This is a genomic window from Streptacidiphilus sp. MAP12-33 (genome assembly GCF_041261265.1).
In the GTDB taxonomy this organism is placed as follows: domain Bacteria; phylum Actinomycetota; class Actinomycetes; order Streptomycetales; family Streptomycetaceae; genus Streptacidiphilus.
Genome location: NZ_JBGCCA010000001.1, coordinates 549,888 through 569,661, shown reverse-complemented (window position 1 = coordinate 569,661; position 19,774 = coordinate 549,888). Strand labels below are relative to the sequence as shown.

The window sequence follows — 19,774 nt, the reverse complement described above, 5'->3', positions numbered from 1 at the left end:
CCCCAATGGTAAGGCCCCGCACCCCCCGATCGGAGGGGTTGCGGGGCCGAAAAGGTGTAGACCAAGTTACGAGCCGGTCAAGACCGGTCGACCGGGCGGACGCCTCAGACGGTGTGCGCGTCGGTGAGGGTGAGCACCTCGTCGAGGATCGCCAGACCCTCCTTGACCTCGGCCTCGGAGACGTTGCACGGCGGCACGACGTGGAAGCGGTTCATGTTGGTGAACGGCCACAGACCGCGCTTCTTGCACTCCGCCGCCAGCTCGGCCATCGGCGCGTTGGCGGCGCCGGCCGCGTTGTAGGGGGTGAGCGGCTCACGGGTCTCGCGGTTCTTGACCAGCTCGACGGCCCAGAAGACACCAAGGCCGCGGACCTCGCCGATGGACGGGTGGCGCTCGGCCATCGCGCGCAGCTCGGGGCCGATCACCGTCTCGCCGATGTGCTTGGCGTTCTCGACGATGCCCTCCTCGGCCATGGCGTTGATCGTCGCCACGGCGGAGGCGCAGGCCAGCGGGTGGCCCGAGTAGGTCAGGCCGCCCGGGAAGGGGCGCTCGGCGAAGGTCGCGGCGATCTCGCCGCTGATCGCGACGCCGCCCAGCGGGACGTAGCCGGAGTTGACGCCCTTGGCGAAGGTCAGCAGGTCCGGGGTGACGCCCCAGTGGTCGGCGGCGAACCACTCGCCGGTGCGGCCGAAGCCGGCCATGACCTCGTCGAGGATGAAGACGATGCCGTGGCGGTCGCAGATCTCGCGGACGCCCGCGAGGTAGCCGGCCGGCGGGATCAGAATGCCCGCGGTGCCGACGACGGTCTCCAGGATGATCGCGGCGACGGTCTGCGGACCCTCGAAGGCGATGGTCGCCTCCAGGTGGGCCAGCGCGCGCTCGCACTCCTGCGCATCGTTCTCGGCGTGGAAGTTGGAACGGTAGGTGTACGGGCCCCAGAAGTGCACGATGCCGGAGACGCCGGTCTCGTTCGGCCAGCGGCGCGGGTCGCCGGTCATGGCGATCGCGTTGGCGGTGGCGCCGTGGTACGAGCGGTAGGTGGAGAGCACCTTCTGGCGGCCGGTGTGCAGGCGCGCCATGCGGATGGCGTTCTCGTTGGCCTCGGCGCCGCCGTTGGTGAAGAAGATCTTGTCCAGGTCGCCGGGGGTGCGCTCGGCGATCAGCCGGGCGGCCTCGGAACGGGCCTCGACGGCGAAGGCCGGCGCGAAGGTGCAGAGCTTGGCGGCCTGCTCCTGGATCGCGGCGACGACCTTGGGGTGCTGGTGACCGATGTTGGTGTTCACCAGCTGGGAGGAGAAGTCGAGGAAGCGCTTGCCCTCGTAGTCCCAGAAGTACGAGCCCTCGGCCCCGGCGACGGCGAGAGGGTCGATCAGGGACTGCGCGGACCACGAGTGGAAGACGTGGGCACGGTCGGCAGCCTTGACCGCCTGGCCGAGTGCGGGGTCTGGGGAGATCGTCATGCGCGCCAGCGTATTTTCCGCCTGACCGCCCCCGGAATGTACAGCCTGTCTGGCGATCCGGGGGCAGGGCGACAGCTTGTCAGCCTGCGGTTCAGCAGGGCATGACGTAGAGCAGGAAGGGCGTCTTCTCGCCGTTGCGGTCGTAGACGGCGCGGGCGCGGTAGTTGTCGTCGGCGGTGTTCCAGCGGATCTGGTACCAGCCGCGCTCGTGGCCGAGGCGGCGCAGCTCGGCGAGGATCGCGTCGACGGTGCCGCCGCCGCGGTGGGCCGGGTCGACGAAGAGGTCGTGCAGGAAGCCGCGGGTGCCGCGGAGCGGCGAGTGGTCCGGGGTGATGTGGGCCAGGCCGATGGCCGTACCGTCAGCGTCGCGCGCCAGAAGACACTCGGCCGGGTGGTTTGCGTCGTGGAACCAGGCCCAGGACTCGGCGAACCGCTCCTCGGTCAGTTCCACGTGGTAGAACTCGGCATAGCCGGTGAACAGCTCGCGCCAGCGCGGGTAGTCGGCTTGCGTCGCGGCGGAGATGACGATGTCGCTCATGTGGATGCTCCTCAGCCCTGCGCCAGTCGCTCGGTGAGCCGGCCCTTGGCCGCGGGCCACTCCTCGATGTTCATGCCGAAGTAGACGCTGTCGCGCCAGCTGCCGTCGCCGCGCTGCACCTGGCGGCGGAGCACTCCCTCCCGCTGCGCGCCGAGGCGGGCGATGGCGTTCTGGGAGCGCTCGTTGTTGATGTCGGTCTTCCACTGCACCCGCCCGTAGCCGAGCTCCTCGAAGGCGTGGGTGAGCAGCAGCAGCTTGGCCTCGGTGTTGGCGGCGGTGCGCCAGTGGGAGCGGGCGTACCAGGTCCAGCCGATCTCCAGGCGCTCGTCCTCCTCCTGGATGTCCAGGTAGGTGGTCCAGCCGAAGGGGCGGCCGGTGGCCAGGTCGACGACGGCGAAGGCCAGGTACCGCTTCGGGCCGTGCAGCAGGCCGTCGGCGTACTCGGCCAGCTCCTCGGCGCTGCGGGGAGCCGGCCGGATCCAGCGGAAGACCTCGGCCGCGGCCGGCTCGAGCGCCTCCCACAGGGCGGGCGCGTGGTCGAGGGTGAGCGGCTCCAGACGGATGTGGCGTCCGGTCAGCACGACAGGGAGAGGAGTCTTCGCGGTCATGCTCGAAACATAGCGGTGCTTTGCACTAGATGCAATCGACATATGCACTAGTGCAACGCGTTGAGCTGACGAAAAAGCCCCCGCCCAGGAGGGCGGGGGCCTGATCGCAACAGCGCGCTGCCTACAGCAGCGAGTGCACCTGGATCGTCTCGGTGCGGCCCGGGCCGACACCGATGGCGGAGATGCGGCAGCGGGAGAGCTCCTCCAGCGCCTTCACGTAGTCCTGCGCGTTCTTCGGGAGGTCGTCGAAGGTCTGCGCCTTGGTGATGTCCTCGGACCAGCCCGGCAGCATCTCGTAGATCGGCTTCGCGTGGTGGAAGTCGCTCTGCGAGTGGGGCACCTCGTCGACACGGGTGCCGTCGACGTCGTAGGCGACGCAGACCGGGATCTGCTCCCAGCCGGTCAGCACGTCCAGCTTGGTGAGGAAGATGTCGGTCAGGCCGTTGATCCGGGTCGCGTAGCGCGCGATCGGGGCGTCGAACCAACCGCAGCGACGGTCACGGCCCGTGGTCACGCCACGCTCGCCGCCGATCCGGCGCAGGGCCTCGCCGTCCGCGTCGAACAGCTCGGTCGGGAACGGGCCGGAGCCGACGCGGGTGGTATAGGCCTTGAGGATGCCGATCACACGGTCGATCTTGGTGGGACCGATGCCGGTACCGGTGCAGGCGCCGCCCGAGGTCGGGTTCGACGAGGTCACGAACGGGTACGTGCCGTGGTCCACGTCGAGGAGGGTGCCCTGGCCGCCCTCCATCAGGACGACCTTGCCGTCCTCCAGCGCCTGGTTCAGGAGCAGCGCGGTGTCGGCCACGAACGGGCGCAGCTTCTCGGCGTAGCCGAGGTACTCCTCGACGACCAGCTCGGCCGGCATGGCCCGGCGGTTGTAGAGCTTGACCAGGATCTGGTTCTTGTCGTTGAGGGCCGCGTCGACCTTCTGCCGCAGGATGCTCTCGTCGAAGAGGTCCTGGACCCGGATGCCGATGCGGTTGATCTTGTCGGCGTAGGCGGGGCCGATGCCGCGACCGGTGGTGCCGATCTTGCGCTTGCCCAGGAACCGCTCGGAGACCTTGTCCAGGGTCCGGTGGTACGGGGTGATCAGGTGCGCGTTGCCCGAGATCAGCAGCTTGGACGTGTCCACGCCGCGGTCCTGCAGGCCGGCCAGCTCGGAGAGGAGCACGGCCGGGTCGATGACCACGCCGTTGCCGATCACCGGAACGCAGTTCGGGCTGAGAATGCCGGAGGGGAGGAGGTGGAGGGCGTACTTCTGGTCGCCTACGACCACCGTGTGACCGGCGTTGTTGCCGCCCTGATAGCGGACCACGTAGTCGACCGAGCCACCGAGAAGGTCAGTCGCCTTCCCCTTGCCCTCGTCTCCCCACTGAGCGCCGACCAGCACGAGTGCGGGCACAGGCGTACACCCCTTTCGGGCGGGGCACAACACACGGCGGAAGGCCGCCGCACTGGCCCCGGATAGACCAAGCCCCTGGCGCAAAAGCGCAAGGGGCTCTTACACCGAGAGATTACCCGAGGAAGGACCACGGTGTCGGCTGAGCGTTCGGTGGGTGAGCCCGTGTTGGTCCTGGTCTCCCCCGTGGCGCTGGCTCTCGACGGCGAGTCGGTGCGGGTCGCCAGGGACGTGCTCGGGGCCGCCCTGCGGGTAAAGACGGCGGTACCGGAGAGCCTGGCCGACCTCGATCGACTACTGGCACGACGTGGCCGCAGACGACCGGTGGTGATCGGTGACGACCGCTATCTGCAACAGGTCGTTCAACTTCTCCACCAGCAAGCCACGCTGGATGCGGGCCCGCTCGGGCTGATTCCGGTCGGCCGCAGCCACCGGATCGCGCTGGCGCGCGCGCTGGGCGCGGAGGTCCGCCCGGTCCAGGCGGCACGGGCCGTGGTCAGCGGCGCGGACCGCCCGCTCGACCTGCTCGTCGACGACGGAGGCGGAGTCGTGCTCGGCGCGGTCCGCATCCCCGCGCAGCGTTCGCCCAGGGCGAACAAGACTCCGTCCACCTGGTGGACAGGCCTCGCCGGCCGGGTCGTCCGCGTCCTCGGCACGCGCCCGGCGGCCGGGACGACGCCGCTGCGCGTCGAGGCCGACGGCCACGTCCTCGCGGACTCCGCGCATCCGATGCACGCCCTCGCGCTCTCCAGCCACGACGGCTCGGCTGAGCTCCGCATCGACGCGGCGGTCCCGGTCCAGGCCCACCGCGTCACCGTCGGCGGCTCCCTCTTCACCTACGAGGCCGACCACGCCCTCAGCGCGCCGGTACGCGAACGCACCTGGACGGTGGAACCGTCAGCCTGGTCGCTGCGCGTGCCCACCCGCCCGTAGACCCCAGCCCGAAACCGCGCCCGCGCCGCCTCCAGCCACTCGGGTCCCGCAGCGCCCCGCCCCCGCCCGGGCGAGCGGCCGAATGCAGCCGGGGTTCTCCGGACGCGGCCGCCCAGGCGGCAAGCGCCGCGCGCCTCACCGGCGCGCGAGGCACCGCCGCGACAGCGGCGAACCGGCCCGAGCGGCCGAGCCCCAAGCGCCCGGAGCGTCATGCACCGGCGCCCGGGCGGCAAGCACCGCGCCTCACCGGCGCAGGGGGCGCCGCCGCGACAGCGGCGAACCGGCCCGAGCGGCCGAGCCCGGAGCGTCATGCACCGGCGCCCGGGCGGCGAGCACCGCGCCTCACCGGCGCAGGGGGCGCCGCCGCGACAGCGGCGAACCGGCGGCGCGGGCGCGGGGAGCGTTACTCCGGCTTGGCGGCGACGCGGAGGGTGGCGCCCGCCTGGGTCACCGCGTAGCGCGGCAGTGCCTGGGTGGCCGGACCGCGGAGGACCGCGCCGGTCGCCGCGTCGAAGGCGGAGTCGTGGCACGGGCAGACGAAGGCGCCGTCCTTCGGCGGCAGGACGGTGCAGCCGGCGTGGGTGCACGCGCCGGAGAACGCGCAGAAGGTGCCCGGCTTCGGCTGGACCACGAAGATCGGGTCCCCGCTGCCGGGCGCGCTGAGCTGGACCGCTCCGCCCACCGGCACCTTCGCGACCGCGACGCTCGCGCCCGGGGTCGCCCCGGCCGCATCGCCCGATCCGCCGCCCGGCAGGGTGACCGGGGAGGCCGGGGCGGCCACCGGCTTCCGGGACCGGGCGGTCAGTGCCCCCGCCAGCAGCCCACCGCCTGCGACGGCGAGGACCGCTGCCGCGGTCTCGAGCAGCGCGCGGCGACGCCCCGGGACGGGCGCGGGCTGCGCCGCGCGGCGGGCCGCAAGCCAGGAGTCGAGCGAGAGCGCGGGCGTCCCCGCGAGGACCAGCGGGATCCAGGCCACCAGATACGGCAGGTCGTTGCCGAGGAAGTACGGGTTCGTCCGCCAGCTGACCGTCAGGAAGAGCATCAGGCTGAGCGCCGCGCCACCGGCGGCGGCCACCCGGCCGAAGAGACCGAGGAGCGTGCCGAGGCCCACCGCCAGCTCTCCGAAGGCGAGCGCGGTGCCGGTCGCCGCCGGGGCGTGGCGTGCCAGGCGCAGCAGCGGCGCGGCGGGGCTGTGCGCGGCGAGCGCCGCCTGGAGCTGGGACAGGTACGAGGCGGGATCCGCGGCCCCGGCCAGGTAGTGCGGGTCGCCCAGCTTGAGCAGACCGGCGTAGCAGAAGGTCACGCCGAGAAAGAGCCGCAGCGGGAGCAGCGCCTGGCGGCGCAGGGTCTCGGAGGAGATCGTCATCGTCATCGTCGGGTCGTCCGTGGCTCGTGGTCGTCGTCAGTGGTGTGCGGTGCCGGGCCGTCAGTCGGCCGGGCCGTCAGTCAGCCGGGCCGTCGGTCGGCCGGGCCGTCAGTCGGCCGAGACGCTGCCGCCGGAGGCGGACCGGCAGGCGACCGCGGCCTCGCCGGACAGCTGCGGGCAGAGCTTCGTCCGGGCGGACTTGTCGTGGAAGTTGACGTTCCAGTAGCTGACCATCCCGCCCACGCAGGCGGGACGCTGCCAGGCCTGCGGGGCCGCCTCGCACTGGGCGGCCGTCCAGACCGGGCGGTCGATGTTGTACTTCATCAGTCGCGATCCGGTCCCCCGGGTGCAGGACTGCTGCCCGTCGGCGGTGGGTGCGTCCAGGCACCAGTGCAGGGCCTGGACGAAGCTGCCGGGGTGGTCCACGTAGTCGTGGGTCTGCAGGTAGTAGATCGGGGCGTAGAAGTAGCAGGCGGACTGGAAGATCGCGGGCTGCTCCGGGCACGGATACAGCGGCTCCGCCGCCAGGCGCTGCGCGGGGAGCTGGGCGAGCGCGTCGGGGTCGTCCTCGTCGGGCTCGAAGAGCTGCATGAAGACCCCCTCCGAGCAGGCCACCACCTGGTACGTCTGCCCGAAGCGGTTGCACAGCCGCTCCGCCTTCGAGACGTCCAGGTGCGAGACGAACATCGCGCCGTGCCCGATGCCGTGGATGCAGGCGGCGGCCATCTGCGGCTCGCACAGCGTGGTGACGGCGGCGACCGGGTCGGGGCTCTGGGCGAGCGTCTCCTCGACGATGCCGTGCAGGTAGCCCGAGCCGCAGACGTCGTTGCGGAAGACAGCGGCCTTGGCGAAGCTGCCGTACTTCTTCAGCGCCGCATGCCCGAGGTCGTGCGCGACCGGGTGGCAGAACCGGCTGACCTGCGGCTGGACCTCGGTGATGTGCTCCAGGTCGTCGAGGGCCACGCCGGGGTCGGTGCGGTTCAGCTCGGCGACGAGGTAGGTGCGCAGGGTGCTCTGGGTCCACAGCGCGGGCGTGGCCGAGGCCGAGGGCTTCGGCGCGGGGCCCGCGCTGACGGGCGGCGCGGACGGGGTGGCGGCGACGGCCGCGGGGAGGGACCACGTCGTGGTGGCCACGGCCCACACCCCGCCCACGAACAAGCAGAATGCGGCCAGGAGAGCTGTTGCTCTGCCCACGATCGTCCCCCCGTGACGTGCACCGACGTGCTAGCTGCACCGGAGGATGCCACACCGGGCGCAACGGGTTCCCCCGCAGGGCCGGGTGTCGTCGAACCGTGACATCGGACCGGCGGAGCGCCGCCCCGGACCGGCGGAGCGCTGCCCCGGACCGGCGGACCGCTGCCCGCCGAATGACCGCAATGGCAGACTGGCAGGCATGTCCATTCACGAGAACCTGCTCGGCGGCCCTGAGCCGACCCTCCTGCCCGAGGACGAGCAGCCGTACCAGCAGATGGCCGAGCAGTCCGCGTCGCCCGCGCAGATCGCGGCGGCGCACCCCACCTTCTCCCTCGCCTGGGCCCAGCTCGCGGACGAGTCGTTCGCCGCGGGGCGCGTGGTGGAGTCGTACGCCTTCGCGCGCACCGGCTACCACCGCGGCCTGGACCAGCTGCGTCGTGCCGGGTGGAAGGGCCACGGGCCGGTCCCGTGGGAGCACCGCGCCAACCGCGGCTTCCTGCGCTGCCTGGCCGCCCTCGCCCGCGCGGCCGACTCCATCGGCGAGACCGACGAGGCGACCCGCTGCTGGACCTTCCTCAAGGACAGCAGCCCTGAGGCCTACACCGAGCTGAAGCAGTAGAACGAACGGGAAGGCCCCGGAACCGCGACGGCGGTTCCGGGGCCTTCGACGTGAGCGGCTGACTACTTCAGCTTGTTGCCCGCCGAGCGCAGCTGCTTGGCGGCCTCGAGGACGCGCGCGGCCATGCCGGCCTCGGCCAGCTTGCCCCAGGTGCGCGGGTCGTAGGTGTTCTTCTTGCCGACCTCGCCGTCGACCTTCAGCACACCGTCGTAGTTGCGGAACATGTGGTCCACGACGGGGCGGGTGAAGGCGTACTGGGTGTCGGTGTCGAGGTTCATCTTCACGACGCCGTTCTCCAGCGCCGTCTCGATCTCCTGCGCGGAGGAGCCGGAGCCGCCGTGGAAGACGAAGTCGAACGGGTCGGTCTTGCCGTACTGCTTGCCGATCTCGTCCTGCAGCTCGCGCAGCAGCTCCGGCTTGAGGACGACGTTGCCCGGCTTGTAGACACCGTGGACGTTGCCGAAGGAGGCGGCCAGCAGGTAGCGGCCCTTCTCGCCCAGGCCCAGGGCCTCGGCGGTGCGGACGGCGTCGTTGACGGTCGTGTACAGGGAGTCGTTGATCTCGTGGGAGACGCCGTCCTCCTCGCCACCGGTCGGCGTGATCTCGACCTCAAGGATGATCTTGGCGGCGCGGGCCTGGGCCAGCAGCTCCTCGCCGATGGCGAGGTTGTCGGCCAGGGTCTCGGCGGAGCCGTCCCACATGTGCGACTGGAACAGCGGGTTCTCGCCGCGGGCCACGCGCTCGGCGGAGATCGCCAGCAGCGGGCGGACGTAGCCGTCCAGCTTGTCCTTCGGGCAGTGGTCGGTGTGCAGCGCGACGGTGATGTCGTACTTGGCGGCCACGATGTGCGCGAACTCGGCCAGGGCGACGGCGCCGGTGACCATGTCCTTGCTGTACTGGCCGCCCAGGAACTCGGCACCACCGGTCGAGATCTGGATGATGCCGTCGCTCTCGGCCTCGGCGAAGCCGCGCAGGGCCGCGTGCAGCGTCTGCGAGGAGGTGACGTTGATCGCCGGGTAGGCGAACTTGCCCGCCTTGGCCCGGTCGAGCATCTCGTTGTAGACCTCGGGCGTTGCGATAGGCATGCGAACCGCTCCTGTCGTGGGCGTCCAACCGTGGAGTGAAGGTGCTGACGCCGGACTTCATCGACCGGGCACCGAGCGCCATTCTCGCACTGCGACGCAAGCCCTTCATCCCGTCGGAGGGCAGGTCAGCCCGTGACCTAGGTCCTTGCGCGGCCCTTGGGGGGACCGGGCGCCACAGCGTGCGGACACCCTGGCCCGCTACTCTGCGCGGGTGACCGAGAACCTCGCGCTCAACCTGAGCACCCTGCTGGACGCCAAGGCACTGATCGCGCAGGTCGGTGTCTACGGACTGCTCGCGATCGTCTTCGCGGAGACGGGTCTGCTGATCGGCTTCTTCCTGCCGGGCGACTCGCTGCTGATCCTGGGCGGTGTGGCCGCGTCGGGCGCGGGCAAGGCGTTGCTCGGCACGCAGATGCCGATCGGGGTGCTGCTCGTCGGCGCGCCGGTCTGCGCGATCGCGGGAGCGCAGCTGGGCCACCTGCTGGGCGCGAAGGTCGGCTCCCGGATGTTCGACCGGCCGAACTCGAAACTGTTCAAGCGCAGCCACGTGGTCAAGGCGGAGGAGTACTTCAACCGGTTCGGCCCGGCCAAGGCCGTGGTCATGGCCCGGTTCGTGCCGGTGGTGCGCACCTTCCTCAACCCCGTCGCCGGGACGCTGGAGATGCCCGCCCGCACGTTCTTCGTCTGGAACGCCGTCGGTGGCCTGGTGTGGACCGAGGTCATGCTGCTGATCGGCTGGAAGTTCGGCGAGTCGATGGCCCCGGTGATCGACAAGTACCTGATCCCGGCGGTGCTGCTGATCGTGCTGCTCTCGGTGATCCCGATCGTGATCGAGATGCTGCGCGGCCGGCGCGAGGGTACGGGCGGCGGTGCGGGCGAGGCCGCGCTGGCGGACGGTCCCGCGCAGGCACAGGTCACGGCGGCGGGCCGCGGGGGACGCCACCGCAAGCGGTGACGCCCCGGGGCCGGAACCGCTAGAGGCCCAGGTCGCCGGGCTCGTAGGCGAAGAGGTAGGGCAGGCCGGCGTCGGCGATCGCCCGGGCGGCGCTGCGCTCGACGATCGTGGCCACGGCCACGACCTCGCCGCCCGCCTCGCGGACGGCCTCGACCGCGGTCAGCGGCGAGCCGCCGGTGGTGGAGGTGTCCTCGACGACCAGGACGCGGCGGCCCTTGACGTCGGTGCCCTCGATGCGGCGCTGCATGCCGTGCGCCTTCTGCGCCTTGCGCACCACGAAGGCGTCCAGGCGCTGCCCGCGCGCCGCGGAGGCGTGCAGCATCGCGGTGGCGACCGGGTCGGCGCCGAGCGTCAGACCGCCGACGGCGTCGAAGTCCAGGTCCTTGGTGAGGTCGAGCATGACCTGCCCGACCAGCGGGGCGGCCACGCCGTCGAGCGTCACGCGACGCAGGTCGACGTAGTAGTCCGACTCCAGGCCGGAGGAGAGGGTCACTTTGCCGTGGACGACGGCCTTGGTCTTGATCTCTTCGAGAAGCGCGTCACGTGAGGTGCTCATGAGGCTCCAGCCTAATCGTTCCCGTCGCGCCGCCAGCGCCACGTGGTCGTGACCTCCAGGGGCTCGATCGGGGTGACCAGGTGCGGGGCGGTGTTCAGTCCGTTCGGCGGACCCGACTGCGGCTCGACGCACAGCGCGTCGGCCTGCTCGTCGAAGACCACGGCCCAGGCGCAGTCGCTGGTGATGCGCAGCGACAGCTCGCCGCCCCAGCGCACGGTGGCGTCCACGCCGTCGGGGAAGGCGAAGCAGTCGTCCCAGGGGCCGGGCTCCGGGTCGACGCGCTGCCCCGTCGGCAGGTGGTCCGTGCCGCGCTCCTCCTGCCAGGCCGGCGCGAAGTCGAGCGAGGCCTGCGGCCCGCCGTCGCGCAGCCACTTGCGGAACCACGGGTGCCAGCCGGCCTGCGCCGGGAAGGAGTCCCGCAGCGCCTCGACCGAGAGGGTCAGGCGCAGTTCCTCCGGCGTCAGCTCGAAGAGCTGGGCCACCCGGCCCGGGTAGGGCCAGGGCTCGGCCAGGTCGAGCACGAACGCCGCACTGGCGCGCCCGTCGGCCACCTCGGGCGCGGCGGCGCCGCGCCAGCGGCTGCGGACGCCCGTGCCGTGCGCGGCGTGCGGGGTGAGGTCGACGGGCAGCCGGTGCCGCACCGGTCCGTTGTTGAACAGTCCGTGGTCCACCCGCCCCGCCCAGGGCACCATCGGGAACGAGCCGTAGCCGAAGACGTCACCGGCCGGATCCGCGATGTCGTCCGCCGTCCGCAGCAACTCGTACGCGCCGACGCGCAGGCTGCCGAGGCGGCAGCCCGCGCCGGGCAGGACGGTCACGGCCACGTCGCCCGCGGAGAGCAGGACGGGGGCGAGGTCGAGCACGGGTGGTCCCTTCCGTCGGGAGGAAAGCGAGAGGTCAGCGGGAGGTCAGCGGGAGCGGCGCAGCGCGCGGACGAGGATCACGGCGCCACCGAGGAGCGCGACACCGCCGCCTACGAGCCAGGGGGTGGGGATGCGGTCGGCCGGGACGACGGGCGGCTCCCCCATCCGCGGCTCGGGGTTCCCCCAGCGCGCGGACGCCCGTGAGAGCGCGCTGCGCGCGGGGAGCGCGGGTGCGTACCGGCCGCGCGGCGGCGCGTGGTCCACCTCCTCGGCGGAACGGCCCACGATGTGCCGACGGGTCGGGTCCGCGGTCGCCTCGGCCGGCGAGGGCAGCCCGTCCAGCTCGGAGAACTCCGGCAGCGCGGCGAGGTCCTGCAGTTCCTCCTCGAGCGGGCCGAGGTCGTTCAGGTCCCCCAGGCCCTCGACCAGGAAGAACTCGGAGGCGTCCGCCCCGGACGTCTCCGGCTCCACGAACTCCTCGGCACGCTCGGCGAGCTCCAGGCAGAAGCGGTCCAGCAGGCGCCTCGCGGCGGTCTGCAGGGCGGCGCCCGGCACCTCCTCGATCCGGCCGCTGCCCTGAAGGGACGTCAGGAACGTCACCCGTGTCTCGAGGCCCGGCTCGTCGGTGTCGGCGTCCAACCGCAGCCGAACCGTTCCTGCGACGCTCCCCACGCCCACGGCCTGGCGGCCGTCGACCGCGAACCGGAACTCGTCCGGGTCGTCCCCCGCGTCGAGTCGGGTCAGCTCACCCCGGTAGGTGACGGAGGTACTGCCGACGCGCAGCTTCAGCCGCCCGGCGAGCGGGGTCTCCCCGTCCTCGTCGGGCGTGAACCCGGGCAGGCACACCCCCAGCAGCTCGGGCCGGTCCAACGACCGCCGGAGCGCCTGCGGTGAGAGTGGCACGACAACCTCATGCTCCATGCCGGCTGAGCCTACCGAGCCAACGGCCCGAACCCCCAGGGGCGCGAGTAATTCCGTACGACGAGCCAGTCGCACCCGCCGGGGCTGGGGGAACTGCACGACGAACCGCCCTGGGACGTGGACCCCCGAACGCGCGGGGCCATCCGCACAACGTGGTTGCCCGCGCGACTCCCCGCGCCCCTGGCGGCTACGCCGCCTGTCACGGGGGTCCGAGGAGGGTGGCGACGCGGAGCGGTTCGTCCGGGGGTTCGGCAAGGGGCTGGACGCCGCGGAGGGCGTCCGGGGGCAGCGGGGCCGGGGAGGCGAGGACGAAGCGCCAGGCCGGGGAGGGCATCGCCGCGTCCACGCAGGCGGTGCTGCGGCCCGGGGCCGCGTAGCCCGTGGCGTGCAGGCCCACCGCGCGGAGCGTGTCCGCGACGGACCAGAGGCGGGTGCCGGTGTGGACCACGAGGCGCCCTCCGGGCGCGAGCATGCGGCGCACGAGGCCGTAGAACTCGCGGGTGTAGAGCTTGTCCGCCGCGTCCAGCCCGGCGGAGGGCAGATCCGCGACGATCACGTCGTAGGGGTGCTCCTGCCGCGGCGCCGTGCGGAGCCAGCCGAAGGCGTCCGCAGTCACGAGCCTGACCCGTGGATCGGCCAGCGCGCCGCCGTTCAGCGTGCGCAGCACCGGATCCGCCTCGGCGAGCCGCAGCAGCACCGGGTCCTGTTCGACGACGGTGACGCGGCGGACGCCGGGCGTGGCCAGGACGTGACGGGCCGCCAGGCCGTCCCCGCCGCCGAGGACGAGGACGCGGGCGTGCGGAGCGCCGCGCAGCGCGGGATCGGTGAGGGCCGCGTGGTACGCGGCCTGGTCGTGGCCGCAGACGGCGAGGCGGCCGCTGAGGTAGAGGCGTGCGGCGTCGGCGTCCTGCCCGGGGCCGCCGGTCAGCACGATCTGCTGGAACCTGCTCTGCAGGCTGAGCCGGACCGGCCCGCCGTAGAGGCGTCGCTGCGCGGCCCGCTCGAACGCGCCGCTGCCGGCCCAGGCGAGCGCGAGGACGACCACGACGGCGCCGCTGCACAACCCGAGCAGTAGACGCACCCGTGGTGCCGGCTCCGCCCGGAAGAGCCAGAAGGCGATCAGTCCTCCGGCGACGGTGTTGACCACCCCGGTCAGCAGCGCCCCGGTGAGCTGGCCGAGCGTCGGCAGCAGCAGGAACGGGAAGGCGAGGCCGCCGACCAGCGCGCCCACGTAGTCGGCGGCGAAGAGGTCCGCGACGGCACGCCCGGCCTCCTGACGGCGGATCCGTTGCATCAGCGTCATCAGCAGCGGGATCTCGGCGCCGATCAGCAGGCCGATCAGCGAGGCGAAGCCGACGAGCGCGGCCTGGTAGTGGCCGAGCCAGACGAAGCAGCCGTACAGGGCGATCACGGACAGCCCGCCGACGAGCGCCAGCAGGCTCTCGACGAGGGCGAACGAGGCCGCCGGACGCAGGGTGAACCGTTTGGCGAGCAGGGAGCCCACGCCCATCGCGCAGACCATCACCGAGAGCACGACGGACGCCTCGGTGACCGAGTCGCCGAGCAGGTAGCTGCCGAGGGCGACCAGTTCCAGCTCGTAGACCAACCCGCACGCGGCGCAGACGAACGCCGCGAGCAGCACCAGCAGCCGGGCGGCCCGGGGAGTGGGGTTGATCACGAAGAAACGCTAGGCGACGGACCCGTCAGGGTTCTGCGCCCCGACGGGTGAACTGCATGTCGTCGCATTGACGCTGCGGACACCTGAGCCCATCACCCGATGAATCGCGGACGAGGCCCGGGATCGTCACCAGTCCCGGCGACGCAGGGTCGACCTCGTGCACACCAAACGGCCCTCCTGCGGATAGGCGTGCCAGGTGCGCCAGAGGATGCCCTCCTCGTCCCCGCCCGCGAGCAGCGCGGTGAAGGCATTCGGGTCCCCGGGGAAGACCCCGGCCAGCCCGTGCGGGTGGTTCTCCACCAGGGCCAGCAACTCCTGAGCCCGGCAGTCGAACTCATATTTCGTCAGTTTTTCGATGCGTGCAGCGAATTCGTACTCCCAACCGCGGACGTGCTCGGCCGCACGCGCGGGCAGCGGGGTGCGGCGGCCGGGCATGCAGGCCACCGTCTCGACGCAGGCGTCCTGGCCCGGCCCGGCCCCGCCCGGCTCCCCCTGGTCGAGGACCACCTGGTGGGAGGCGCCAAGAAGGCGCAGCTGGAGGCTGTTGGGACCGAGTTCGAGGTCGAGCACGGCCAGCGCGGGGAGCAGGCCGCTCCCGAGGCACCAGGCCAGATCGCCGGCACGGGTGTCGGTATAGGTCGTGTGGAGGGTGGTGAGCATTCTCGGCTCCGCGTACTCGGGTCACTCGACAACGCCGGGGCGGGACGCGCAGCACATGCTGGACATGACAGAAGGTCGCAATGGCATGAATGGCATGAACGGACCGAAGTCCGCCGCGGCGGAGAGACATTCGGGGACTCAGGAAGCAGCGAAGCATGAATGCTCCGTGTCCGTAGGGGATTTACCCATTTTCGACGCCGTCTCCCCACTCGGCTCACGAATGCCGGAAGTTCCCTGCCATGCTGATGCCCGTGCTCTTGGTCACGCCTTTGACGTGCTCTCTTTCCCGGTGAACTCGGCGGCGAACTCGTCGACATGTGCCCGACGATCATTCAGCGGGCATATCCGGCATTTTCCGGGCCGGAAGGTTCACCCTCCCGTGTGCCACCCGAACGGAGCCATGCGCCGTCAGCACGGGCGGGACCACTCACTCCCCCGGCGGATCTGGACGACCCCGACGGCAGGCCCGACAATCGGCTCCATGAGCAACCCCCTGGCCCGGCCGCACCCGGAGCAGTCCACGTCCGTACTCCGGATGGACGAACGCCTCTCGGACGCGGACCGGGAGCAGGTGGTCGACCGGCTGCGCGAGCACGCGGTCCAGGGGCGGCTCTCCCACGACACCTTCCTGCGCCGGATGGAGCTGGCCTTCGCCGCACGCGGGCGCCACGAGCTGGACATGCTCACCGCCGACCTGCCCAGCGAGGGGCGGCTGGTGCGCGTCCTCACCCGGACCGTCGCGGGCCTCGCGACGCTCAAGGTGCGGCTCGGCAACGCCTGGCGCACCCCGCAGCTGCCGGCCCTGCCGCTGCCCCGCGACGCGGCCGGCCCGGTGAAGATCGGGCGGCTGCCCGGCTGCGACCTCAAGCTGGGCGACGAGTCGGTCTCCCGGGTCCATGCCGAGTTGCTGCTCGAGGGCGGCGTCTGGCTGCTGCGGGACCTCGGCTCGACCAACGGCACGCAGGTCAACGGCTGGCGCGTGATCGGGGCGGTGCCCGTGCGGGCGGGCGACCGGGTGAGCTTCGGCTCGGTCAGTTTCCGGCTCGCCACGGCCGGCGGCGCGAGCGTACGGGCGTGACGAACGGCCCCGGGCCCTTGACCGTCCACATCACCGGCGAGGACTCGACCCTGCGCACGGCGGGCAGCATCGCGATCCGGGTGGTCAGGTAGGTGTAGAGGGCGGGCACGTCCGGACTGAGCACGACGGCGTTGAGGTTGCTCGGGCCGGTGACCGCGGCCGCGTAGCCGATCTCCGGGTGCTCGGCCAGGGCCGCGCCGGTGGCGGCCAGCTCGGCGGGCGCGACGTCGAGCCAGAGCTGCGTCATGGCGTGAACGCCGAAGAGGCGCCAGTCGAAGTCCAGGTCGTAGTAGAGCGCGCCGACGCCCTGCAACTCCTCCATGCGGCGCCGTACGGTGCTCGCCGACCAGCCGGTGGCGGCCGCGAGTTCGGCGAAACCGGCCCGGCCGTCGAGCGCGAGCACCGCGAGCAGTCGCCGGTCGCCCTCGTCCAGGACCACCGGCCCGGCCGCGCGCGGCCCGTGGCCGGGGCCGGGGCCGGGGCCGGGCACCGCGGAGAGCGCGCGCACCTGCGCGACCTGCTCGGGGTCGAGCGCGCCGGACTTGAGCGCCAGGCTCTGCTCACCGCCGAAGAAGGTGTGCAGGACGCAGTGGGCGGCGATCCCGACCACGCTGGGCGTGCGCGGCAGGCGCTGCAACAGCAGGTCGTCCTGCCGGTCCGGGTGGGCCCGCGCGGTGCAGGTGATCTCGGCGCCGCCGGAGCAGACGTTGACCCAGGCCGTGTCCTCGCGACGCGCCAGCGCCTCCGCCAGCCCCCCGGCCGCCGCGGGCGCGCACTGCACCCGGACCATCCAGCGCACCTCGCCGACAGCCTCCGGGGTGGTGAGGCCCAGCACCCGCAGCCCGCTCGACTCCCGCAGGCGGGCGTACCGGCGGGCGACGGTCTGGTCGGAGACGCCGAGCACCTGCGCCAGTCGGCTGAACGGCGCGCGGCCGTCCAGCTGGAGGGCCTGGATCAGCTGCCGGTCCAGCGGGTCGAAGGCGCGGGCGGGCGTCCCGGCTCCGCGCTCGATGTCGAAATCCACCCTCTCAGGCTACGAGGTGTCGGAATCCACCGCAGGAACGCTCATGGACGGGGACCACGGCGGCCCCGGGCGCAACCTGGTGGTGCGGTTCCGACCAACGGGGGAGCCGCGGAACCGTCCCGTCAACCGGAGCCCATCGTGCGCAAGTGGATACCCCTGGCAGCCGTCTGCCTCGGCGCCTTCATGCTGCTCGTCGACGTCAGCATCGTGAACGTCGCACTGCCCGACATGTCCGCCGACCTGCACTCGTCGTTCACCTCCCTGCAGTGGGTCGTGGACATCTACGCCCTGGTCCTGGCCGCCCTGCTGATGGTCTGCGGCTCACTCGGCGACAGGCTCGGCCACCGCCGCCTCTACCTCGCCGGCCTCGTGGTCTTCGCCGTGGCCTCCCTGGTCTGCGCGCTCGCCCCGGACGCGGCGACGCTGATCACCGCCCGCGCGGTGCAGGGCGTCGGCGGCGCGGCGATGATGACCTCGACGACGGCGCTCATCGCCGGTGCCTACCAGGGCCGCGACCGGGGCACCGCGTTCGGTGTCTGGGGCGCGGTCAACGGCGCGGCCGCGGCGGTCGGCCCGGTCCTGGGCGGGCTGCTGACCGACCAGTTCGGCTGGCGGGCCATCTTCGTGGTCAACCTGCCGGTCGCGGCGGTGGCGCTGGCGATGACCCTCGGCAAGGGCCTCGCGCTGCCGCGGACCGCCCACACCGCCGGGGGCCGGGTCGACCTGGCCGGGGCCGTCTCCTTCACGGCGTTCGCCGCCGCGCTCGTCTACGGCCTGATCGAGAGCGGCGCGCGGGGCTGGGGCAGCGGCGTGGTGCTCGGCTCGCTCGCGGGGTCCGCGCTGGCGCTGGTCGTCTTCGTCGTCGTCGAACTGCGGGTGGGCCGGCCGCTGCTGGATCTGTCCCTGCTGCGCGGGCGCACCTTCACGGGCCTGCTGCTGGGCGGGCTGCTGCTGAGCGCGGCGGCGTTCGCCGAGCTCACCTACACCTCGCTCTGGCTCCAGCAGGCCCTGCACCTCTCGCCGTTGAACGCGGGCCTGGCCGTCTCCCCGATGGCCGCGACCGCGTTCGTGGTGGCGCTGGCCACCGGCCGCGCGCTGCACCGCTTCCCGCCGCAGCTGCCGATCGGGATCGGCCTGCTGCTCATCGGCACGGGCACGCTGCTGCTCACCGCCGTCTCCTCGACCTCCGGCTGGACCGCGCTGCTGCCCGGCATGCTGGTCACCGGTGTCGGCGTGGGTCTGTCCACCCCGATGCTGATGGCCACCGCGCTGGCCTCGGTCGCGCCGCAGCGCGCGGGCATGGCCTCCGGCGCGCTCAACACCTCCCGCCAACTCGGCTACGCGCTCGGCATCGCCGCCCTCGGCACGATCTTCCAGCAGCACGCCCACGGCGGCTCCGCCCGCACCGCCTTCGCGGCGGGCCTCCACCCCGTCTTCCTGACCGCCGGCCTCACCGGCCTCGCGGCCGGCGCCCTGGTCCTCACCCTGGTCCGCCGCCCGCACGCCCCGACCCCGGCCGCCCCGATCGCGACCTCGGCTCCCGCCGGCACCCCGGTGGACAGCGCGGCGCACTGAGCGCACCACGGAACGACAAAGGCCCGGCCGTCGCATAACTGCGACGGCCGGGCCTTCTGGTTCCCGCGTCAGCCCACCGAGTAACCCTCGACCGACGCAGTGAGGTCGAACGGGCTGAGCGAACCGGCGTCCAGCTTGATCCACCCGTTCACCACCGGCAGGTAGACCAGGCTTCGGCTGCGCGGCATCGGCCGCGATCTGCAGCGAGCAGTACGGCTGCGCGGCGGTGCCCGGGCCGTTGTTCGAGCAAGCGGCCGGCTGGTTGTCCACGTACAGGTCCGAACCCGCCGCCACCGCGGACGACACCGGCAGCGTCACCCCCGTCGCCACCACCGCGAGCACCAGCGCACCGGACAAACGGGCACGCTTCATATGATCGCCTCACCCCTGATCAGCACGAACAGCGCGGGGATCATGCCACAGCACGGTTGTGGAGCGAAACCACCGCCGCCCGTGGTCCTGCTCGCCGACCGCCGCCCCGCACGACCCGGTGGGAGGATGGGTGCTTCACGTCGTTACCGGGAGAGCCATGACCGACAGCAAGAACATCAACAACCCCGTGGGCATGGGCGGCGGCCAGCGCAAGAGGCAGTCACGCGCCGAAAGGCAGAACAACGGCCCGCACCGCAACCTCGACCGCGAGGGTGCGGCCGCCCAGAAGGCGGAGTTGGTGCGCAAGATGCGCGAGAAGTCAGGCGCGGCCGAGGGTGCTGGGCAGGCGGGCGACAACACCGCACAGGGCTGACGCGCCACCGCCGCAGGGTGACGTCGTACTCGGGCGGGCTCGCCGTGAGGTCAGCGCTCGGCAAGATGCCGCAGGCGGGTCACGGCCTCCGTAGGGACGTGGTCCTGCTTGCAGAAGGTGAAGCGGACCTGGGAGCGGCCGGCCTTCTCGTCGTCGTGGAAGACGGAGTTGGGGATGGCCACCGCACCGCAGCGCCGCGGGAGTTCGCGGCAGAAGGTGTAGGCGCCCTGCTCGCCGAAGGGGGCGACGTCGGTAGTGATGACGTACGTGCGTTGCGGCTCGTAGACCTCGAAGCCGGCCGCACGCAGGCCGGTGGCGAGGATGTCGCGCTTGCGCGCCAGATCGGCGCGGAAGCCGTCGAAGCAGGAGTCGGGCAGGCGCAGCGCCTCGGCCACGGCGTACTGGAACGGCCCGGCGCTGACATAGGTCAGGTACTGCTTGGCCGTGCGGACCGCCGCGACCAGCTCCGGGGTGCGGGTGACCCAGGCCACTCCGTCTTCATCCACCCATTCAC

The 19,774-nt window shown here is 72.3% G+C and carries 19 protein-coding genes and 1 pseudogene; 6 read left to right on the top strand and 14 right to left on the bottom strand.

Annotated elements, in window-relative coordinates:
• Nucleotides 1-104 precede the first annotated feature (104 nt).
• From ABH931_RS02680 to ABH931_RS02665, 4 genes are all read right to left on the bottom strand, one after another.
• On the bottom strand, nucleotides 105-1,460 hold the full coding sequence (locus tag ABH931_RS02680; RefSeq protein ID WP_370109414.1) for an aspartate aminotransferase family protein: 1,356 nt from the start codon (nucleotides 1,458-1,460) through the stop codon (nucleotides 105-107).
• 91 nt (nucleotides 1,461-1,551) lie between these two features.
• A complete protein-coding gene (locus tag ABH931_RS02675) occupies nucleotides 1,552-1,998 on the bottom strand; it encodes an N-acetyltransferase family protein (protein ID WP_370109413.1) in 447 nt (148 codons plus the stop codon).
• 11 nt (nucleotides 1,999-2,009) lie between these two features.
• Nucleotides 2,010-2,606, bottom strand: a complete 597-nt coding sequence (locus ABH931_RS02670; RefSeq protein ID WP_370109412.1) for a GNAT family N-acetyltransferase — start codon at nucleotides 2,604-2,606, stop codon at nucleotides 2,010-2,012.
• A gap of 121 nt (nucleotides 2,607-2,727) precedes the next feature.
• Complete coding sequence (locus ABH931_RS02665; RefSeq protein ID WP_370109411.1) at nucleotides 2,728-4,011, bottom strand: adenylosuccinate synthase; 1,284 nt, start codon at nucleotides 4,009-4,011, stop codon at nucleotides 2,728-2,730.
• Between the two features lie 132 nt (nucleotides 4,012-4,143).
• On the opposite strand from ABH931_RS02665, the gene ABH931_RS02660 reads away from it, so the two are divergent.
• Complete coding sequence (locus ABH931_RS02660; RefSeq protein ID WP_370109409.1) at nucleotides 4,144-4,941, top strand: diacylglycerol kinase; 798 nt, start codon at nucleotides 4,144-4,146, stop codon at nucleotides 4,939-4,941.
• A gap of 403 nt (nucleotides 4,942-5,344) precedes the next feature.
• On the opposite strand, the gene ABH931_RS02655 is transcribed toward ABH931_RS02660, so the two are convergent.
• Both ABH931_RS02655 and ABH931_RS02650 read right to left on the bottom strand, forming a co-directional pair.
• Nucleotides 5,345-6,313, bottom strand: coding sequence for a Rieske (2Fe-2S) protein (locus tag ABH931_RS02655; RefSeq protein WP_370109407.1), 969 nt, complete (start codon nucleotides 6,311-6,313; stop codon nucleotides 5,345-5,347).
• 102 nt (nucleotides 6,314-6,415) lie between these two features.
• A complete protein-coding gene (locus ABH931_RS02650) occupies nucleotides 6,416-7,441 on the bottom strand; it encodes a hypothetical protein (protein ID WP_370109405.1) in 1,026 nt (341 codons plus the stop codon).
• A gap of 259 nt (nucleotides 7,442-7,700) precedes the next feature.
• Here ABH931_RS02650 and ABH931_RS02645 point away from each other — a divergent pair, with 259 nt between their 5' ends.
• Nucleotides 7,701-8,120: a DUF3151 domain-containing protein gene (locus tag ABH931_RS02645; protein ID WP_370109403.1), complete on the top strand. Its 420-nt coding sequence runs from the start codon at nucleotides 7,701-7,703 to the stop codon at nucleotides 8,118-8,120.
• A gap of 62 nt (nucleotides 8,121-8,182) precedes the next feature.
• On the opposite strand, the gene fbaA is transcribed toward ABH931_RS02645, so the two are convergent.
• Nucleotides 8,183-9,205, bottom strand: coding sequence for a class II fructose-bisphosphate aldolase (gene fbaA, locus ABH931_RS02640; RefSeq protein WP_370109401.1), 1,023 nt, complete (start codon nucleotides 9,203-9,205; stop codon nucleotides 8,183-8,185).
• A 211-nt stretch (nucleotides 9,206-9,416) separates the two neighbouring features.
• On the opposite strand from fbaA, the gene ABH931_RS02635 reads away from it, so the two are divergent.
• On the top strand, nucleotides 9,417-10,160 hold the full coding sequence (locus ABH931_RS02635; RefSeq protein ID WP_370109400.1) for a DedA family protein: 744 nt from the start codon (nucleotides 9,417-9,419) through the stop codon (nucleotides 10,158-10,160).
• Between the two features lie 19 nt (nucleotides 10,161-10,179).
• Here ABH931_RS02635 and pyrE read toward each other — a convergent pair whose 3' ends face one another.
• From pyrE to ABH931_RS02610, 5 genes are all read right to left on the bottom strand, one after another.
• Entirely contained in the window at nucleotides 10,180-10,716 is a 537-nt protein-coding gene (pyrE, locus tag ABH931_RS02630) for an orotate phosphoribosyltransferase (protein ID WP_370109398.1), read from the bottom strand.
• Between the two features lie 11 nt (nucleotides 10,717-10,727).
• The gene (locus ABH931_RS02625; RefSeq protein ID WP_370109397.1) at nucleotides 10,728-11,579 is read right to left on the bottom strand and encodes an aldose 1-epimerase; all 852 of its coding nucleotides are present in this window, start codon (nucleotides 11,577-11,579) and stop codon (nucleotides 10,728-10,730) included.
• Nucleotides 11,580-11,624: 45 nt separating this feature from the next.
• Complete coding sequence (locus ABH931_RS02620) at nucleotides 11,625-12,500, bottom strand: CoxG family protein (RefSeq protein ID WP_370109395.1); 876 nt, start codon at nucleotides 12,498-12,500, stop codon at nucleotides 11,625-11,627.
• 199 nt (nucleotides 12,501-12,699) lie between these two features.
• Nucleotides 12,700-14,178 carry a polyamine aminopropyltransferase gene (locus ABH931_RS02615; protein ID WP_370109393.1) on the bottom strand — a complete coding sequence of 493 codons (1,479 nt, stop codon included), beginning with the start codon at nucleotides 14,176-14,178 and terminating at the stop codon, nucleotides 12,700-12,702.
• A gap of 126 nt (nucleotides 14,179-14,304) precedes the next feature.
• Nucleotides 14,305-14,838, bottom strand: a complete 534-nt coding sequence (locus ABH931_RS02610) for a DUF2617 family protein (protein WP_370109392.1) — start codon at nucleotides 14,836-14,838, stop codon at nucleotides 14,305-14,307.
• Between the two features lie 535 nt (nucleotides 14,839-15,373).
• Between ABH931_RS02610 and ABH931_RS02605 the strand changes: the two genes are divergently transcribed.
• Nucleotides 15,374-15,916: an FHA domain-containing protein gene (locus ABH931_RS02605; RefSeq protein WP_370109472.1), complete on the top strand. Its 543-nt coding sequence runs from the start codon at nucleotides 15,374-15,376 to the stop codon at nucleotides 15,914-15,916.
• On the opposite strand, the gene ABH931_RS02600 is transcribed toward ABH931_RS02605, so the two are convergent.
• The gene (locus tag ABH931_RS02600) at nucleotides 15,870-16,940 is read right to left on the bottom strand and encodes an Lrp/AsnC family transcriptional regulator (RefSeq protein ID WP_370109390.1); all 1,071 of its coding nucleotides are present in this window, start codon (nucleotides 16,938-16,940) and stop codon (nucleotides 15,870-15,872) included. The two genes, ABH931_RS02605 and ABH931_RS02600, sit on opposite strands and share 47 nt — an antisense overlap.
• Nucleotides 16,941-17,078: 138 nt before the next feature.
• On the opposite strand from ABH931_RS02600, the gene ABH931_RS02595 reads away from it, so the two are divergent.
• Both ABH931_RS02595 and ABH931_RS02590 read left to right on the top strand, forming a co-directional pair.
• Complete coding sequence (locus tag ABH931_RS02595; RefSeq protein ID WP_370109388.1) at nucleotides 17,079-18,515, top strand: MFS transporter; 1,437 nt, start codon at nucleotides 17,079-17,081, stop codon at nucleotides 18,513-18,515.
• Between the two features lie 529 nt (nucleotides 18,516-19,044).
• The gene (locus tag ABH931_RS02590) at nucleotides 19,045-19,260 is read left to right on the top strand and encodes a DUF6243 family protein (protein ID WP_370109386.1); all 216 of its coding nucleotides are present in this window, start codon (nucleotides 19,045-19,047) and stop codon (nucleotides 19,258-19,260) included.
• 50 nt (nucleotides 19,261-19,310) lie between these two features.
• Here the strand turns inward: ABH931_RS02590 and ABH931_RS02585 are convergent.
• Nucleotides 19,311-19,751: pseudogene (locus tag ABH931_RS02585) on the bottom strand (aminotransferase class I/II-fold pyridoxal phosphate-dependent enzyme); the annotation flags it as partial.
• Nucleotides 19,752-19,774 lie beyond the last annotated feature (23 nt).

Coding starts and splice junctions, on each gene's coding strand:
- ABH931_RS02680 (WP_370109414.1), bottom strand. CDS start 1,460: ATGACGATCTCCCCAGACCCCGCACTCGGCCAGGCGGTCAAGGCTGCC.
- ABH931_RS02675 (WP_370109413.1), bottom strand. CDS start 1,998: ATGAGCGACATCGTCATCTCCGCCGCGACGCAAGCCGACTACCCGCGC.
- ABH931_RS02670 (WP_370109412.1), bottom strand. CDS start 2,606: ATGACCGCGAAGACTCCTCTCCCTGTCGTGCTGACCGGACGCCACATC.
- ABH931_RS02655 (WP_370109407.1), bottom strand. CDS start 6,313: ATGACGATGACGATCTCCTCCGAGACCCTGCGCCGCCAGGCGCTGCTC.
- ABH931_RS02645 (WP_370109403.1), top strand. CDS start 7,701: ATGTCCATTCACGAGAACCTGCTCGGCGGCCCTGAGCCGACCCTCCTG.
- fbaA (WP_370109401.1), bottom strand. CDS start 9,205: ATGCCTATCGCAACGCCCGAGGTCTACAACGAGATGCTCGACCGGGCC.
- pyrE (WP_370109398.1), bottom strand. CDS start 10,716: ATGAGCACCTCACGTGACGCGCTTCTCGAAGAGATCAAGACCAAGGCC.
- ABH931_RS02620 (WP_370109395.1), bottom strand. CDS start 12,500: ATGGAGCATGAGGTTGTCGTGCCACTCTCACCGCAGGCGCTCCGGCGG.
- ABH931_RS02610 (WP_370109392.1), bottom strand. CDS start 14,838: ATGCTCACCACCCTCCACACGACCTATACCGACACCCGTGCCGGCGAT.
- ABH931_RS02605 (WP_370109472.1), top strand. CDS start 15,374: ATGGACGAACGCCTCTCGGACGCGGACCGGGAGCAGGTGGTCGACCGG.
- ABH931_RS02590 (WP_370109386.1), top strand. CDS start 19,045: ATGACCGACAGCAAGAACATCAACAACCCCGTGGGCATGGGCGGCGGC.